Origin of the sequence: Serratia proteamaculans (assembly GCF_946227095.1) — a bacterium.
GTDB lineage: Bacteria > Pseudomonadota > Gammaproteobacteria > Enterobacterales > Enterobacteriaceae > Serratia > Serratia proteamaculans_E.
The window spans coordinates 29,157-45,495 of sequence record NZ_CAMISV010000005.1; the positions used below are offsets into that span (position 1 = coordinate 29,157).

Consider the following 16,339-nt stretch of genomic DNA (forward strand, 5'->3'; position numbering starts at 1 on the left):
TCATTTGAGTTTTAATCTTGCTTTTGCAAGCTATTGAGCTATTATAAGTCATATAACTTGATGCAGTCGAAAGAGGGATTCAACTATGATGCACTGTCCACTTTGCGGTAGCGTGGCCCATACTCGCTCCAGTCGTTACTTGAGTGAAGCGACCAAAGAGCGCTATCACCAATGCCAGAACATTAACTGTAGCTGCACTTTTGCCACGCATGAGTCCGTCGCACGAGTGATTGTGAAGCCTGGCGATATCATTCCGGCTCAGCCACACCCGGAAAAAAACAAGCCGCGTGCCGCCGCGCTGTAAAGTAAAGAGCCTGCCACCGCAGGCTTTTTTTATGCCCAATGGAACTTACTTTTCCAAAAACTGAATCTTGCAAATGCAATTGGCAGCTTTAAGGCATAAAAAAAGGGGTTGGCATATTGCCAACCCCCTTCATAGTTATTAACTTTTGGATGCAGCGTTAGCCGACGCGGTTCAGACGCTCTTTGATACGAGCAGACTTACCAGTACGCTCACGCAGATAGTACAGTTTGGCTTTACGAACGGCACCACGACGTTTAACAGCAATGCTGTCAATTACTGGTGAGTGAGTCTGGAATACACGCTCAACACCTTCGCCGTTGGAAATCTTACGAACAGTGAATGCAGAGTGCAGACCGCGGTTACGGATAGCGATAACCACGCCCTCGAATGCCTGCAGACGTTTTTTGCTACCTTCAACGACCCATACCTTCACTTCCACGGAATCACCCGGACGGAATGCAGGTACGTCTTGCTTCATCTGCTCTTGTTCAATTTGCTTAATAATGTTGCTCATAATATGTCTCTTACCCTAGGTAAACTGATATATCGGTCCCGTCGAGCCAATGGCTCAGACGTTCCCTTCATAGTCCTGCTACTTGGTCTGATGTTCCCGTTGGAACTCAGCCAGCAACACCGCTTGCTCGTCAGTCAGAGCTAGGCTTTCCAGAAGTTCAGGTCTTCTAAGCCAGGTACGGCCCAGCGACTGCTTTAAGCGCCAGCGACGTATCTCGGCATGGTTGCCCGACAGTAAAACTGGCGGAACCTCCATCCCTTCCAACACCTCAGGACGGGTATAGTGCGGGCAGTCCAGCAATCCATCGGCAAAAGAATCTTCTTCTGCTGAAGCCTGATGGCCCAGCACACCCGGTATAAAGCGGGCGACTGAATCTATCAGGGTCATTGCCGGCAGTTCCCCGCCGCTGAGGACGTAATCGCCGATTGACCATTCTTCATCAATTTCGGTTTGGATTACGCGCTCGTCTACCCCTTCATAACGACCGCACACCAGAATCATCTTCGGGTTGGCCGCCAGTTCGCACACGCCGGTTTGATCGAGCTTGCGCCCCTGAGGTGACAGATAAATCACCTTTGCTCCCTCGCCTGCCGCTGCTTTTGCTGCATGAATGGCTTCCCGCAAGGGTTGCACCATCATCAACATTCCCGGGCCGCCGCCATAAGGGCGATCGTCCACGGTACGATGCCGGTCGTAGGTGAAGTCACGTGGACTCCAACACTGCACGCTCAGCAGGCCATTTTTTACTGCCCGGCCAGTCACCCCGTAATCGGTGATCGCGCGGAACATCTCAGGAAACAGGCTTACAATACCAATGAACACAAGCCAATCCCCATACTGTCATTCCACTTGTTTCGACCGTTTAATTCGGAGGTCAAAAACCAGGATCCCAATCTGCTTCAATCACGCGAGCAGTGAGATCGACTTTCTTGATAACCTGCCCATGAAGAAACGGGACCAACCGCTCCTTCATGCCGAATGCATCTTTCAGGTTAGCTTTAACAACCAACACATCGTTCGAACCGGTTTCCATCATATCGATGACTTTACCCAGTTCGTAGCCGGTGGTTGTGACTACCTGGCAGCCCATAAGGTCTTTCCAGTAGTAATCATCACCCACCAACTCAGGAAGTTGTTCCGAATCCACCAGGATCTCGCGATTGGTCAGTAGATTCGCAGCATCCCGATCGTCAACGCCTTTGACTTTGATGATCAGGTCCTGACTGTGGCGCTTCCAGTCTTCCAACTCGACAAGCTGCCATTGACCCGCCTGCTGGATAAACCACGGCTGATAGTCAAAAATGCTTTCGGCGTTCTCGGTGGATGAAAATACTCTGAGCCAACCACGGATGCCGTAAGTAGACCCCATTTTACCGAGTACAATCGGCTGCTTAGGTGCTACCGGTTTGAGTTGCTTGCTCATTGCCACCACCGCGACAGATTAAGCTGCTTTCTTAGCGTCTTTGATCAGCGCGTGAACGCGATCAGAAACAGTTGCACCCAGACCGACCCAATGTTCGATGCGGTCCAGGTCCAGACGCAGTGCTTCAGCCTGACCAGATGCGATCGGGTTGAAGAAGCCTACACGCTCGATGAAACGACCATCACGAGCATTGCGGCTGTCGGTCACTACTACTTGATAGAACGGACGCTTTTTTGCGCCGCCACGTGCCAAACGAATTGTTACCATAACATCCTCTTTAGTTAATAAAACAGCCGGGCCCCATTGAGGGAACGGGGCCCGGTTGCAATATAAAAAGCCCGAAAATTTTACTCATTTTGGCGCAAAAAGCAATCGAAAGCGTAGATCGTCGTCAACTACTTTTTATAGCCAGTAATATTTCGGGCGGTTTTCACCGCGAACGGCAAATACTTAAACGCGCTCACCCCAGAGGGCAAGCGGCTGTCAGCGGCCTGGGAAGCCCGGCGGCATCATACCTTTCATGCCGCGCATCATCTTCGCCATTCCGCCTTTCTTCATCTTTTTCATCATGCGTTGCATGTCGTCGAACTGCTTTAACAAACGGTTAACATCCTGCACCTGCATGCCGGAACCTACCGCAATACGACGCTTACGCGAGCCTTTGATGATTTCCGGCTTGGCGCGCTCTTTCAGCGTCATCGAATTGATCATCGCCTCCATACGCACCAAAACCTTGTCGTCCATCTGCGATTTCACATTGTCCGGCAGTTGGCCAGCACCGGGCAGTTTGCTCAGCATGTTGGCCATGCCGCCCATGTTACGCATCTGCTTCAGCTGCTCCAGGAAGTCGGTCAGATCGAAACCGTCGCCCTTCTTCAGCTTGTTAGCCAGTTTTTCCGCCTGTTCACGGTCAACTTTGCTTTCGATATCTTCGATCAGCGACAGCACGTCGCCCATGCCGAGAATACGTGATGCCACGCGATCCGGATGGAATGGTTCCAGCGCTTCGGTTTTCTCGCCGACACCGAGGAACTTGATCGGCTTGCCGGTGATGTGACGGATGGACAACGCAGCACCGCCGCGCGCATCACCGTCAACTTTGGTCAGCACCACACCGGTCAGCGGCAGCGCTTCGTTAAAGGCCTTGGCAGTGTTGGCCGCATCCTGGCCGGTCATGGCGTCGACCACAAACAGGGTTTCCACTGGCTTAATCGCCGCGTGCACCTGCTTGATCTCGTCCATCATCGCTTCGTCAACGTGCAAACGGCCAGCGGTATCGACGATCAGAACATCGTAGAATTTCAGCTTGGCCTGTTGCAGCGCACGGTTAACGATATCGATCGGTTTTTCTTTAACATCGGACGGGAAAAAGTCGATGCCAACACTCTCCGCCAACGTTTCCAACTGTTTGATCGCCGCAGGGCGATAAACGTCGGCAGAAACCACCAACACTTTTTTCTTCTGCTTTTCTTTCAGAAACTTGCCGAGCTTGGCGACGCTGGTGGTTTTACCGGCGCCCTGCAGGCCCGCCATCAGCACCACTGCCGGTGGTTGTGCCGCCAGGTTCAGTTCGGTGTTCACTTCGCCCATCGCGGCAATCAGCTCGCCCTTGACGATTTTGACGAACTCTTGCCCCGGCGTCAGGCTTTTGTTGACTTCATGACCTACCGCGCTCTCTTTTACGCGGCTGATAAAGTCCCGCACCACCGGCAGCGCAACGTCCGCTTCCAGCAATGCCATACGCACTTCACGCAGGGTTTCTTTGATATTTTCTTCGGTCAGCCGCCCACGGCCGCTGATATTGCGCAGGGTGCGCGACAAACGATCGGTTAAATTTTCAAACATCGTCTCTTGCTCAACGTGTAATAACAGGCCGCTCTGGCGACATAATTACGGCGATGATAACACGAAGCGAAAAGGATCTCTGCCTCAGCGTTGGAGATCGGTTGGAGTGGGACGCGCTCGACGCTATACTGACAATCCCATTCACCACGCCGAAGCAAAATTAAACGCTATGCCAGTTTTCTCCATTGTGGCTTTGATCGCCTACCTGCTCAGCCTTGGACTGATTATTCCCAGCTTGTTGCGGAAGAATAGCGCATACCGTCGGCTTGCTCTCGTCTCGGCAGTGGTGGCGCTGGTTTGCCACGCCATCGCACTGCAGCAACGTATTTTTGATGTCAGCGCCGGGCAAAACCTCAGCTTGCTGAACATCGGCTCAATAGTCAGCCTGATCATCTGTTCGGTCATGACCTTCGTTGCTTCACGTGACCGCGGCTGGTTCCTGCTGCCCATTGTTTACAGCTTCGCGATGATCAATCTGGCCTTCGCCAGCTTTATGCCAGGTGAATTTATTACCCATCTGGAAGCCAGTCCGGAACTGATGGTGCACATTGGCCTGGCGTTGTTTTCCTACGCCACGCTGATTATTGCAGCGCTGTATGCGCTGCAACTGGCCTGGCTGGACTACCTGCTGAAAAACAAAAAGCTGTCGTTCAGCGCCGACATGCCGCCGCTGATGAGCATCGAACGTAAAATGTTCCACATCACCCAGATCGGTGTCGTGCTGCTCACGCTCACGTTGTGCACCGGCTTGCTGTATATGGATAACCTGTTCAGCAAAGAAAACGTGCACAAAGCCGTCCTGTCGATCATGGCATGGTTTGTCTATATCGTTCTGTTGTGGGGCCATTACCATGAAGGCTGGCGTGGCCGCCGTGTCGTGTGGTTCAGCTTTGCCGGCGCCTTTCTGCTGACGCTGGCCTACTTCGGCAGCCGTCTGATCCAGCAAGTGATGGTTCGCTAAGCCCTCAGGCTATCTTTCTCCATACATAAGGAATACCGCGTTGGAGCACGTTTCGACAGGAACCCTGATCATTGTCCTGGTGGTTATGATCGTGGTTTCCGCTTACTTTTCAGCATCCGAAACCGGCATGATGACGCTAAACCGCTATCGTCTCCGTCATCTCTCCAAGCAGGGCAACCGCTCTGCCCGCCGGGTCGAGAAGCTACTGAAAAAACCGGATCGTTTGATCGGCCTGGTGCTGATCGGCAATAACCTGGTCAACATTTTGGCCTCAGCGCTGGCAACCATCGTCGGTATGCGCCTGTATGGCGATTTCGGCGTAGCCATCGCCACCGGTATCCTGACGTTTGCCGTGCTGTTGTTCGCCGAAGTGCTGCCGAAAACCTTCGCCGCGCTTTATCCAGAGCGCATCGCATTCCCCAGCAGTGTTCTGCTGGCACCGCTGCAGAAGGTAATGTTCCCCTTGGTGTGGCTGCTCAACGGCATCACCACGCTGGTCTTGCGCCTGTTTGGCATCCATACCAACGTGCGCGTCAGCGACGCCGTCAGCAAAGACGAGTTACGCACTATCGTTAATGAATCCCACTCGCAGATTTCTCGTCGCAATCAGGACATGCTGATTTCAGTGCTGGATCTGGAGAAAGTGACGGTCGACGACATCATGGTACCCCGCAACGAGATCGTCGGCATCGATGTAAACGATGACTGGAAGTCGATCATGCGTCAGCTCACCCACTCACCGCACGGCCGCATCGTGCTGTACCGCGGGTCGCTGGATGATGCTATCGGCATGCTGCGGGTACGTGAAGCCTACCGCCTGATGACCGAGAAAAAAGAGTTCAACAAAGAAAACCTGTTGCGCGCCGCCGACGAGATTTACTACGTGCCGGAAGGTACGCCACTGAACGTCCAACTGGTGAAATTCCAGCGCAACAAAGAGAAAGTCAGCATCGTGGTGGACGAATACGGCGATATTCAGGGGCTGGTGACGGTCGAAGATATCCTGGAAGAGATCGTCGGTGACTTCACCACCTCCATGTCGCCAACGCTGGCGGAAGAGGTCAACCCACAGAGCGACGGCTCGGTCCTGATCGACGGTACCGCCAACGTGCGTGAGTTGAACAAGGCATTCAACTGGACACTGCCGGCTACCGATGCACGCACCATTAACGGCATGCTGTTAGAAGAGCTGGAAGAGATCCCTGAGATTGGCACCCGGGTTCGGGTAGGCCATTACGACGTTGATATTCTCGACGTGCAGGACAACATGATCAAACAGGTGCGGGTCACGCCAATAAAGTCGCTGCAATCCAGCGTACAGCAACACTGACCGCCTGCCAGAAAGGAAAAAGACGCGAACATCGCGTCTTTTTTTATCGCTGTAGCCAGATGACGAACTAGATGTGCAGTTCCTGCAACTTCTCTTTCGGCAGCGCCAGTTCTTCGTTGTGGTTCACTACCACGTCGTGATCAAGAATGTGCTTGGCGATTTCCTGTGCTTCTTCCAGTGAGTGCATGTGGTAAGTACCGCACTGGAACTCATTCAGCTCAGGAATTTTGCGTTGATCGGTCACTTTCAGCACGTCACTCATCGCGGCTTTCCAGGCATCGGCAACACGCTGCTCTTCCGGCACGCCAATCAGGCTCATGTAGAAGCCGGTACGGCATCCCATTGGGGAGATATCGATAATCTCAACGCCCTGGCCATTCAGATGGTCACGCATAAAGCCGGCAAACAGGTGTTCCAGCGTATGAATGCCGCGCTCAGGCATCACTTCCAGATTCGGACGGCAGAAGCGCAGATCGAATACGGTGATGGTATCGCCATGAGGAGTTTTCATGGTTTTCGCAACGCGGACAGCCGGGGCTGCCATGCGGGTATGGTCTACGGTGAAGCTATCCAGCAGTGGCATTTCGTTACCTCCTCGTAAAAGTGTATTTATTTCGAAACTTTTTTATCTATCCAGGAAACCTTTTCTAACTCAGCGAGTCTGAATATGTGAAAGACGCGCATTTGTTATCATCATCCCTGTCATCAGAGATGTATATTTGGCCACATTGATGTGGCCTTTTTCTTTTTCAGCTCCCGCCATGTTGCTTCAGGAACTCTTCAAAGCTTAGCGTATCACTGGCTTCTATGTTGCGTTGACGCTGCCATGAGGCTTCCTGCTCCTTCGCCAGTTCGGCTTCGGTCAGGATTTCCAACGGCTCTTCCATCAGCATCTGCCGGTATTGCTCAGCCAGTTGCAGGCCCACACGACCGGTCCCCTCTTCCTTCATCGCTTTCAGGATACGGGCAGAGAACGTCAGTTCCGGATCGTCAAACGCCGCGACCAGCTCGTCACACACCTGCTGATACTGGCGATCGCCGGCTTCGCTATCCAATACTTCCGCCACGCGGCGCAAATCGTCAAACAGCGCTTTACCTACTTTTGCCAACGGCTCACGGCTGTCATCACAACCGATGCCAATGGTCTGACCCGGTTTACGCCCTTCGAGGATCACCCGGTTCCAGTTCTTGCGCGTACACAGCAATTCATCGCTGCTCATCTCCGGCGCATCGGCCAGTACACACCACACCAGGAACAGGTCCAGGAAACGCGCCTGCACCGCATCTACGCCGATTGGCGAGAACGGGTTGATATCCAGCGAGCGAACTTCAATGTACTCGATACCGCCACGTAGCAGTGCATCTGACGGTGTCTCACCGCTTTTAGTTACACGCTTTGGTCGGATCGGTGCATAGAGTTCGTTTTCGATCTGCAGCACGTTACTGTTCAACTGCACGTAACGATCGCCGTCTTTCACGCCTAACTTGGCAAACTCTTCTGAAGGCGTGACAATCGCCCGTTTCAGGCCCTCAACATAGCTTTGAAGATCGTTGAAGGTGATGCCCAGATTGCTTTGCGATTTATTGGTGTAACCCAGATCGCTCAAGCGGAGCGAAGTGGCATACGGCAGATAGCACATACCTTGCTCGGTACGCTCGAACGGCAACGCAGTTTCACGCCCTTTCAGGAACGAGGAACAGATCGCCGGCGATGCGCCGAACAGATACGGGATCACCCAGCCAAAACGGTAATAGTTGCGGATCAGACGGAAATAGCCCGCTGAAATCTGCTCCTTACCGCTTTCGGCATCTTTAACGCCAGCCCATGCTTGCCAGAATTCCAGCGGCAGGGAGAAATTGTAGTGCACGCCGGAAATGGTCTGCATCAGCGCGCCGTAGCGGTTCTTCAACCCCTCACGGTACAACGTCTTCATGCGGCCAATATTCGACGAGCCGAACTGCGCCAGCTCGATGTCCTGCTCGGCTTCAATAAAGCACGGCATACTGAGCGGCCACATGCGCTCCTCACCCAGATTGCGCGCTACGTGACGATGAATATCACGCAAGAACGTCAGCAGGTGATCGAGGTTGTCGTCTACCGGCGTAATAAACTCTAACAGCGCCTCGGCAAAATCTGTGGTTATCCAGTGGTGCGTTAATGCCGCCCCCAACTTCTCCGGATGTCCGGTTGTCGCCAGCTTTCCGTCTTCGGTGACACGCAGCGTTTCACGCTCAATGCCGCGACGAATGCCTTTTAATGCATGGGGATGGGCTTCCAACCAAGAAAGCGCCTGGGATACGTCCGGGATCAAATTGACCTCCCGCTTCTAAAAACAAGAACTCGTAAGCATACTGAATCCGCACCCGAGAGAATATTGAGTTATATTCACGTCGTTAATGCCACCAGGCCATTCCCTGTAACGTTATCATAGTCAAAATGATGTAACGCAGCGCCTTTCCGATACACAGAAACAGCGCGACAGGGCCCCAGGGCATGCGCAGCCAGCCTGCCAACACGCACAACAAATCGCCCACCACCGGTACCCAACTGAGCAACAGCGCAGCCGGGCCAAAACGTTGCATCCACCCCAGTGCTGTATCCAGCCCCCGCTGTGGTTTCAACGCCGGTAACAGGCGCCCGATAATGACATTGGTCAGCCCACCAAGCGTATTGCCCAACGTCGCGGCCAGCACCAGTAATTCCGGTGAGACACGGCTGTTGGTCAGCAAGGCGACCAAAATAATTTCTGAATTTCCCGGCAACAACGTCGCACTGAGAAAGCTGCCGCCGAATAACGACATCACGGCCAGCGTACTACTCACAGCGTGCGGACATCTACCACGGCCATGTTGGCGCTTTTCGCCGCCTGGATGCCGAAATCTGCGTCTTCAAACACCACACATTTCTCCGGCGGTACACCAATCAGTTCGGCACAACGCAGGAAAGTGTCCGGCTCCGGCTTGTGACGCTGCACGTCGTCAGCACCCACGATCGCATCAAAGCAGTGGAACAGGCCCAGATGGCGCAACAGGGTTTCGGCCATACGATGCTCACTGCCGGTACCCACTGCCATCGGGCGGCGGCCATGGTAGGCTTTCACCACCTCGATCAACGGCAAGGGCTGTACGCTGTCCAGTAGCATTGCTTCTACCGCGCGGGTTTTCTCTGCAGCCAAATGGTGAGGATCAAGATCGGCCTGATGGCTGGCAATAATCGCCTGGGCAATGCGCCAGGTCGGAGAACCGCTCAACGCCATCACCGCGGGCTCATCAAACGTCATACCGTAACGGGACAACACTTCACGCCAAGCCTTACGGTGCGTCGGCTCGGTATCGAGAATGGTGCCGTCCATATCGAAAATAAGACCCTGATAGCGGTCGTACATCGTTACTCCATGATCGTTGAGGAAAGAAAACTACTTTAGCGTAAAGCCGGAAGGTTGTCGCTGATCGCGTAATAGCGGAATGTGCTGTGCGAACGAGTAAAGATGGTGGGATTACAGCGGCGTATCGCCGAATGCCAGAAAGCGAAAAACCCGCCAAGGCGGGTTTTTCTTAGATGGTGCATCCAGGAGGATTCGAACCTCCGACCGCTCGGTTCGTAGCCGAGTACTCTATCCAGCTGAGCTATGGATGCATTACTATTTTTGGTTTGTCTGCTTGAAGAAACAAGTTTGACAGAAAGAATGGTGCATCCAGGAGGATTCGAACCTCCGACCGCTCGGTTCGTAGCCGAGTACTCTATCCAGCTGAGCTATGGATGCACAGGAATTCTTTTTTGATACCGTATGGTACGTTGTTACTACCCCACCATACTGCAAAATATGGTGCATCCAGGAGGATTCGAACCTCCGACCGCTCGGTTCGTAGCCGAGTACTCTATCCAGCTGAGCTATGGATGCAAATGGCGGTGAGGCGGGGATTCGAACCCCGGATGCAGCTTTTGACCGCATACTCCCTTAGCAGGGGAGCGCCTTCAGCCTCTCGGCCACCTCACCATACGCTTCTTGCGAATTGTGCCTAACTTGCTTTGGAGAAGCTCATCGGCACTGCGTGGCGCACATATTACTTTCTCCGACTTTTAAGTCAAACAATTTTTCCCATCTCATGCGCGTTTGCACAATTCACGCTCAACATGGGCGTTTTCAAGTCAAAAAGAGTGTTTTATCAACAGGCAATAACAGGGAATTAGCAAACAAAGCAAAGGGAGCGGCAGAAAGGTTTTGCAGGAAAAGTCAGAGAAAGGTCTGTGGCGGGCACAAAAAAGCGCAGTAGCGTCTCGCTGAGCAACGAGACGCTGCTTCGAAATCAGAAAGTCGTCTGTTGAGACTTCTCGGCCTGAATGCGTTGATAGATTTCTTCGCGGTGAACTGACACCTCTTTAGGGGCATTCACACCAATACGAACCTGGTTGCCCTTGACCCCTAACACTGTGACAGTGACCTCATCGCCAATCATGAGGGTTTCACCAACTCGACGAGTCAGAATTAACATTCTTTGCTCCTTGAAAGATTAAAAGAGTCGGGTCTCTCAGTTTCCCCGTCATTATCCATCATATGCTGCGAAAACGTAAGTCATGTAACCCACAATAAATGTAAGCAGACTTGGTCTCACCTCAGATAATGATAAGTTTAGCCGACCTGAAAAACTTTGTTCCCGTAATTGTAACCAAATTGTGTTAGCACAGTTTAAAAACGCCATAATCAGTAATGAGTTATGGCGTTTGTAAGTGCTATTTATTTATATTCACAGTTTCGAGGCCACCCAGGCTTCTACGCTGTCTAATGCCGCTGGCAGGGCGCTGACATCTGTTCCCCCGGCCTGCGCCATATCAGGGCGTCCGCCCCCTTTGCCGCCAACCTGCTGCGCTACGTTACCGATCAGCTCGCCGGCTTTCACCCGGTCGGTCAAATCTTTGGTCACGCCGGCAATCAGGCTCACCTTATCATCGGCCGTGGTGGCCAGCACGATAATTGCAGAACCCAGCTGATTTTTCAGGTCATCAACCATGGTTCGCAGCATTTTGGCCTCAACGTTATCCAACTGGCTGACCAACAGCTGTACGCCGTTAACCATTTTCGCCTTGCTGGACAATGAAGCGCTTTCTTGCGCCGCCTGCTGGTCCTTCAACTGCTGCAGCTCTTTTTCCAATGCGCGTGTACGATCGAGCACTGCGCGCACTTTGTCCGTCAGGTTATTGCTGTCACCCTTAACCAGATGAGCAACGTCCTGTAACAGATCGTTTTGCTGATGCAAGGTAGCAATTGCCCCTTCACCGGTTACCGCTTCAATACGGCGGATGCCGGCGGCGGTGCCAGACTCGCTCAGAATGCGGAACAGACCGATATCGCCGGTACGGCTGGCATGGGTACCGCCACACAGCTCGGTCGAGAAGTCGCCCATGGTCAGTACGCGCACGTTGTCGTCGTACTTCTCACCAAACAGCGCCATAGCGCCCTTCTCTTTGGCATCATCCAACGCCATGACCTCGGTTTGCACCGGCAGGTTACGACGTATCTGTTGGTTGACCAAGTCTTCCACAATACGAATTTGCTCCGGCTTCATCGCTTCAAAATGCGAGAAGTCAAAACGCAGGTATTTATCGTTAACCAACGAGCCTTTCTGTGCCACGTGCTCGCCCAGCGTCTGACGCAGTGCAGCGTGCAGCAGGTGGGTCGCGGAGTGGTTCAGACGAATGCGGTTGCGGCGAACAGTGTCGATCTGCGCATCAACGCGGTCATTCACTTTCAGTGAACCCTGGGACAACTTGCCCTGATGGCCGATAGCCTGACCGTATTTCTGGGTATCGCTCACCACAAAATCAGCGCCGGCGGCTTTCAGCACGCCTTTATCGCCGACCTGGCCACCGGACTCACCGTAGAACGGGGTCTCGTCCAGTACCACCACGGCTTCTTCGCCGGCGTGGATCTCGTCTACAGCCTGGCCATCACGGAACAGAGCGGTCACGGTGGACTGCTGTTGTTCGTGGTCATAACCGCTGAATTGGCTGGCACCATCAACACGGATCATGCTGTTGTAGTCTGCGCCAAAACCGCTGGACTCACGCGCACGACGGCGCTGGGCTTCCATGGCCTGTTCGAAACCGGCTTCATCCACTTTCAGGCCACGTTCACGACACACGTCTGCCGTCAGATCGACCGGGAAACCGTAGGTATCGTACAGACGGAATGCGGTTTCACCATCCAGAGTATCGCCCTGCAAGTTGGCCAGCTCTTCGTCCAACAGCGTCAAACCACGCTCCAGGGTACGGGCAAACTGATCTTCTTCGGTTTTCAGCACTTGCTCAACCAGTGACTGCTGGCGCTTCAGCTCATCGGCTGCAGGCCCCATCACTTCGATCAGCGGAGCGACCAGCTTGTAGAAGAAGGTGTCTTTCGCGCCCAGCATATTGCCATGGCGAACCGCGCGGCGGATGATGCGACGCAGCACATAACCACGGCCTTCGTTTGACGGCGTCACACCGTCTGACACCAGGAAGGCGCAAGAACGGATATGGTCGGCAATAACGCGCAGGGATTTGTTATCCAAATCTGTGGCGCCGGTCACCTTGGCCACTGCGGCAATCAGCTTGCTGAACAGGTCGATTTCATAGTTGGAGTTCACATGCTGCAACACTGCGGCAATACGCTCCAGACCCATACCGGTATCTACCGAAGGTTTTGGCAGTGGCAGCATGGTACCGTCGGATTGACGGTTGAACTGCATGAATACGAGGTTCCAGATCTCAATGTAGCGATCGCCGTCTTCTTCCGGGCTGCCCGGTGGGCCACCCCAGATATGATCGCCGTGATCGTAGAAAATCTCGGTGCACGGGCCGCATGGACCGGTATCGCCCATCTGCCAGAAGTTGTCGGAAGCAAAGGCGCCGCCTTTATTGTCGCCAATGCGGATAATACGCTCTGCCGGTACGCCAATTTGCTTCTGCCAGATGTCGAAGGCTTCGTCATCGGTTTCATAGACGGTCACCCACAGCCGGTCTTTCGGCAGGTTAAACCAGTTTTCACCGGTCAACAGTTCCCACGCGTAGCTGATGGCATCGTGTTTGAAGTAGTCGCCGAAGCTGAAGTTACCCAGCATTTCGAAGAAGGTATGGTGACGTGCGGTATAACCGACGTTTTCCAGATCGTTATGCTTGCCGCCCGCACGTACGCAACGCTGTGAGGTGGTGGCTCGGGAATAGGCACGCTTGTCCAGCCCCAGGAAAACATCTTTAAATTGGTTCATGCCGGCATTGGTAAACAACAATGTCGGATCATTGTCAGGCACCAGGGAGCTGCTTGCTACAACCTGATGGCCCTTACTATGAAAGAAATCGAGAAACGCTTGACGGATCTCAGCGGTGCTCTTGCTCATAATTTTCCCGGAAAGGCTAGAATAACGACACGTGAGCAAGATACGCGACATCCTGACGATGGCATCTAACTCACGAACAAAAAGTGGGGATAAGATAAATTTTCTTCAGAGGGAAGTAAAACCCCGTGTGCGTTCATTGCGCAAAATCACGGAAAATTGACTGAATTTCTTCCTGGAAGAAGCCACGATAGAGCAGATAACGCTGCACTTTGGCTTTCTCTTTCCAGTCCGTAGGCAATGATTCGCCAAATTTACGCTGTGCTACCTGTTTGGCCTGTTCACACCAGTCAATCTCGCAGTCCGCCAACGCTGCCTGCGTCAGCTCTTTATCAACGCCTTTTTGCATCAGCTCAGAGCGGATGCGCTGCGCACCATAGCCTTTACGGCTGCGGCTACCGATGTAGCTGTGGGCAAAGCGCTCATCGTCCAGCCAGTTATGCTGGTAGCAATAGGCAATCACCTGCTCGATAACGGCAGGATCGACGGGTTCTTCAGGGGACGGCGCAGAGGACGAGGGGGTTTTGGTACCAAATCTGGCTTTCGCCATAAATGGCTGCGCCGCAAGTTTGCGGCGCAGTTCAGCTTCACTATGATCGCGTTGCGACAGCAGGCGCATGGCGCGGCTTAGCAAATCATTCATTATTCAAGCCTGATTAATTAACGTTCGTGAACCCTCAATGGTGCTCACGAACGTCAGCAGCGATTAAAACTCTTCGCTGGTTTCAGCTTCATCATCGAAGCCTTCGTTGGTGGCAGCGACCAGTTCGCCGTTGCTGTGCAACAGCAGTTCACGTAGTCGTTTATCCAACTCAGCAGCCACCGCCGGGTTTTCTTTCAGGAAGTTACAGGCGTTTGCCTTACCCTGACCGATTTTATCGCCGTTGTAGCTGTACCAGGCGCCGGCTTTCTCGATCATCTTGTGCTTAACGCCCAGATCGACCAGTTCACCGCGGCTGTTGATGCCTTCACCGTACAGGATTTGGAACTCGGCCTGCTTGAACGGCGCAGCGATTTTGTTTTTCACCACTTTTACGCGGGTTTCGCTGCCGACCACTTCATCGCCTTCTTTTACCGCGCCGATGCGGCGGATATCCAGACGGACAGAAGCGTAGAATTTCAGTGCGTTACCGCCAGTGGTGGTTTCCGGGTTACCGAACATCACACCAATTTTCATACGGATCTGGTTGATGAAGATCAGCAGCGTGTTGGCGTTTTTCAGGTTACCGGCCAGCTTACGCATCGCCTGGCTCATCATACGTGCCGCCAGGCCCATATGTGAGTCACCGATTTCACCTTCGATTTCCGCTTTTGGCGTCAGCGCCGCTACGGAGTCAACGATGATCACGTCAACCGCGCCAGAGCGGGTTAAGGCATCACAGATTTCCAGTGCTTGCTCACCGGTGTCCGGCTGAGAACACAGCAGGTTGTCGATATCAACACCCAGCTTTTTCGCATAAATCGGATCCAGCGCGTGTTCGGCATCGATGAACGCACAGGTTTTACCCTGGCGCTGTGCTGAAGCGATAACCTGCAGAGTCAGGGTAGTTTTACCTGAAGACTCCGGGCCATAAATCTCAACGATACGGCCCATTGGCAGACCGCCCGCACCCAGTGCGATATCCAGTGACAGTGAGCCGGTGGAGATCGTTTCTACGTCCATAGAACGGTCTTCACCCAGACGCATGATGGAGCCTTTGCCGAACTGTTTCTCAATCTGGCCCAGTGCCGCAGCTAGCGCCTTTTGCTTGTTCTCATCAATAGCCATTTTTGCTCCTTCGTTACGCAATGTCGGTGTTACCCCACACTGCCACTGATTGTATGTTGTGCAGGAAATGCCACTAATTATACTGTATGGTCATACAGTATCAAGCCTAATTTTACAAAAAATCATCAAGCGCGGTTTGCAGCGCAAAAATCGTCGCCTGAAGCCGCACTGCATCGCGATCGCCGCTAAATTGCTTCTTGTGCGCCACTACCCGTCCGGAGCCCTCGGCAAAACCAAACCAGACGGTGCCCACCGGTTTTTCCGCACTCCCGCCGTCCGGCCCGGCAATGCCGCTCACCGATAGCGCCAGGCTGGCCCGTGCGGCGTGTAACGCCCCCTGAGCCATTTCGCGCACCACTTCTTCGCTCACTGCACCATGGGCCGTCAGGGTGGCTTCCGCCACGCCCAGCAACTCATGTTTCGCCGTATTGCTGTAGGTGACAAAGCCACGGTCGAAATAGGCAGAACTCCCGGCAATGTCGGTGATGGCTTTGGCAATGCCGCCGCCAGTGCAGGACTCTGCGCAAGTGATCCACAGGCCTTTGGCCTTCAGTTTTTCGCCCACCGCAATGCTGAGTTTACGCAGTTGATTTTCACTCATAACCTCTCCTTAGCGAATCAGGTATATGCGCCCGATAGTAGCATTTATCAAGCTTGCCTGACGGCGTGATGACAGAAATGCGCGGCGCTTCGCAGGCGAGGCGGTGTTAAGCCGCAAACCAAACTGCTAGTATCGAATGTAGCGCTCGGGTTAACGGGCGGTGTTTTGCACGAGGGATCTCACCGGGTTGCCTTTGCCGCCGGCAGAGCCAGCCCCAAGGCA

At 53.5% G+C, this 16,339-nt stretch carries 16 protein-coding genes, 4 tRNA genes and 1 pseudogene; 3 read left to right on the forward strand and 18 right to left on the reverse strand.

Features of this window, described 5'->3' with window-relative positions; translation table 11 throughout:
- The first annotated feature begins 85 nt into the window (after positions 1–85).
- Positions 86–304, forward strand: a complete 219-nt coding sequence (locus OC597_RS11675; RefSeq protein WP_112348060.1) for an ogr/Delta-like zinc finger family protein — start codon at positions 86–88, stop codon at positions 302–304.
- 157 nt (positions 305–461) lie between these two features.
- On the opposite strand, the gene rplS is transcribed toward OC597_RS11675, so the two are convergent.
- The 5 genes and pseudogenes from rplS to ffh all read right to left on the reverse strand — a co-directional run bounded on the left by rplS (position 462) and on the right by ffh (position 4,086).
- Positions 462–818, reverse strand: a complete 357-nt coding sequence (gene rplS, locus OC597_RS11680) for a 50S ribosomal protein L19 (RefSeq protein ID WP_012005300.1) — start codon at positions 816–818, stop codon at positions 462–464.
- Positions 819–896: 78 nt separating this feature from the next.
- Positions 897–1,654: pseudogene (trmD, locus tag OC597_RS11685) on the reverse strand (tRNA (guanosine(37)-N1)-methyltransferase TrmD).
- Between the two features lie 38 nt (positions 1,655–1,692).
- Complete coding sequence (gene rimM / locus OC597_RS11690; protein WP_099062806.1) at positions 1,693–2,241, reverse strand: ribosome maturation factor RimM; 549 nt, start codon at positions 2,239–2,241, stop codon at positions 1,693–1,695.
- Between the two features lie 18 nt (positions 2,242–2,259).
- The gene (rpsP, locus tag OC597_RS11695) at positions 2,260–2,508 is read right to left on the reverse strand and encodes a 30S ribosomal protein S16 (RefSeq protein ID WP_004932501.1); all 249 of its coding nucleotides are present in this window, start codon (positions 2,506–2,508) and stop codon (positions 2,260–2,262) included.
- Between the two features lie 216 nt (positions 2,509–2,724).
- Positions 2,725–4,086 (reverse strand): signal recognition particle protein, encoded by a 1,362-nt coding sequence (gene ffh, locus OC597_RS11700; protein ID WP_207979215.1) that lies wholly within the window; start codon positions 4,084–4,086, stop codon positions 2,725–2,727.
- A 169-nt stretch (positions 4,087–4,255) separates the two neighbouring features.
- Here ffh and OC597_RS11705 point away from each other — a divergent pair, with 169 nt between their 5' ends.
- A complete protein-coding gene (locus tag OC597_RS11705) occupies positions 4,256–5,047 on the forward strand; it encodes a cytochrome C assembly family protein (RefSeq protein WP_017891659.1) in 792 nt (263 codons plus the stop codon).
- Positions 5,048–5,087: 40 nt separating this feature from the next.
- Positions 5,088–6,377 (forward strand): HlyC/CorC family transporter, encoded by a 1,290-nt coding sequence (locus OC597_RS11710; protein ID WP_261257449.1) that lies wholly within the window; start codon positions 5,088–5,090, stop codon positions 6,375–6,377.
- Positions 6,378–6,444: 67 nt separating this feature from the next.
- Here OC597_RS11710 and luxS read toward each other — a convergent pair whose 3' ends face one another.
- The 13 genes from luxS to pncC form a co-directional block, all read right to left on the reverse strand.
- A complete protein-coding gene (gene luxS, locus OC597_RS11715; RefSeq protein ID WP_004950350.1) occupies positions 6,445–6,960 on the reverse strand; it encodes an S-ribosylhomocysteine lyase in 516 nt (171 codons plus the stop codon).
- 166 nt (positions 6,961–7,126) lie between these two features.
- Positions 7,127–8,689 (reverse strand): glutamate--cysteine ligase, encoded by a 1,563-nt coding sequence (gene gshA / locus OC597_RS11720; RefSeq protein WP_261257446.1) that lies wholly within the window; start codon positions 8,687–8,689, stop codon positions 7,127–7,129.
- A gap of 82 nt (positions 8,690–8,771) precedes the next feature.
- A complete protein-coding gene (locus OC597_RS11725; RefSeq protein WP_012005293.1) occupies positions 8,772–9,200 on the reverse strand; it encodes a YqaA family protein in 429 nt (142 codons plus the stop codon).
- Positions 9,197–9,763 (reverse strand): fructose-1-phosphate/6-phosphogluconate phosphatase, encoded by a 567-nt coding sequence (gene yqaB / locus OC597_RS11730; protein WP_099062803.1) that lies wholly within the window; start codon positions 9,761–9,763, stop codon positions 9,197–9,199. Before yqaB ends, OC597_RS11725 begins: the two co-directional genes overlap by 4 nt.
- A gap of 174 nt (positions 9,764–9,937) precedes the next feature.
- Positions 9,938–10,014 (reverse strand) — tRNA-Arg (locus tag OC597_RS11735).
- A 50-nt stretch (positions 10,015–10,064) separates the two neighbouring features.
- Positions 10,065–10,141: transfer RNA gene (locus OC597_RS11740), tRNA-Arg, on the reverse strand.
- 61 nt (positions 10,142–10,202) lie between these two features.
- Positions 10,203–10,279, reverse strand: a tRNA-Arg gene (locus OC597_RS11745).
- 3 nt (positions 10,280–10,282) lie between these two features.
- Positions 10,283–10,375: transfer RNA gene (locus OC597_RS11750), tRNA-Ser, on the reverse strand.
- Between the two features lie 310 nt (positions 10,376–10,685).
- Positions 10,686–10,871 (reverse strand): carbon storage regulator CsrA, encoded by a 186-nt coding sequence (csrA, locus tag OC597_RS11755; protein WP_004950328.1) that lies wholly within the window; start codon positions 10,869–10,871, stop codon positions 10,686–10,688.
- A 252-nt stretch (positions 10,872–11,123) separates the two neighbouring features.
- Complete coding sequence (alaS, locus tag OC597_RS11760; protein WP_207979219.1) at positions 11,124–13,751, reverse strand: alanine--tRNA ligase; 2,628 nt, start codon at positions 13,749–13,751, stop codon at positions 11,124–11,126.
- 133 nt (positions 13,752–13,884) lie between these two features.
- Entirely contained in the window at positions 13,885–14,391 is a 507-nt protein-coding gene (gene recX, locus OC597_RS11765; protein ID WP_261257442.1) for a recombination regulator RecX, read from the reverse strand.
- Positions 14,392–14,454: 63 nt separating this feature from the next.
- Positions 14,455–15,516 carry a recombinase RecA gene (gene recA, locus OC597_RS11770; RefSeq protein WP_085120306.1) on the reverse strand — a complete coding sequence of 354 codons (1,062 nt, stop codon included), beginning with the start codon at positions 15,514–15,516 and terminating at the stop codon, positions 14,455–14,457.
- 112 nt (positions 15,517–15,628) lie between these two features.
- Entirely contained in the window at positions 15,629–16,117 is a 489-nt protein-coding gene (pncC, locus tag OC597_RS11775) for a nicotinamide-nucleotide amidase (protein ID WP_262208826.1), read from the reverse strand.
- Positions 16,118–16,339 lie beyond the last annotated feature (222 nt).

Coding starts and splice junctions, on each gene's coding strand:
- ffh (WP_207979215.1), bottom strand. CDS start 4,086: ATGTTTGAAAATTTAACCGATCGTTTGTCGCGCACCCTGCGCAATATC.
- recX (WP_261257442.1), bottom strand. CDS start 14,391: ATGAATGATTTGCTAAGCCGCGCCATGCGCCTGCTGTCGCAACGCGAT.
- rimM (WP_099062806.1), bottom strand. CDS start 2,241: ATGAGCAAGCAACTCAAACCGGTAGCACCTAAGCAGCCGATTGTACTC.
- luxS (WP_004950350.1), bottom strand. CDS start 6,960: ATGCCACTGCTGGATAGCTTCACCGTAGACCATACCCGCATGGCAGCC.
- rplS (WP_012005300.1), bottom strand. CDS start 818: ATGAGCAACATTATTAAGCAAATTGAACAAGAGCAGATGAAGCAAGAC.
- recA (WP_085120306.1), bottom strand. CDS start 15,516: ATGGCTATTGATGAGAACAAGCAAAAGGCGCTAGCTGCGGCACTGGGC.
- alaS (WP_207979219.1), bottom strand. CDS start 13,751: ATGAGCAAGAGCACCGCTGAGATCCGTCAAGCGTTTCTCGATTTCTTT.
- OC597_RS11705 (WP_017891659.1), top strand. CDS start 4,256: ATGCCAGTTTTCTCCATTGTGGCTTTGATCGCCTACCTGCTCAGCCTT.
- rpsP (WP_004932501.1), bottom strand. CDS start 2,508: ATGGTAACAATTCGTTTGGCACGTGGCGGCGCAAAAAAGCGTCCGTTC.
- pncC (WP_262208826.1), bottom strand. CDS start 16,117: ATGAGTGAAAATCAACTGCGTAAACTCAGCATTGCGGTGGGCGAAAAA.
- yqaB (WP_099062803.1), bottom strand. CDS start 9,763: ATGTACGACCGCTATCAGGGTCTTATTTTCGATATGGACGGCACCATT.
- OC597_RS11675 (WP_112348060.1), top strand. CDS start 86: ATGATGCACTGTCCACTTTGCGGTAGCGTGGCCCATACTCGCTCCAGT.
- csrA (WP_004950328.1), bottom strand. CDS start 10,871: ATGTTAATTCTGACTCGTCGAGTTGGTGAAACCCTCATGATTGGCGAT.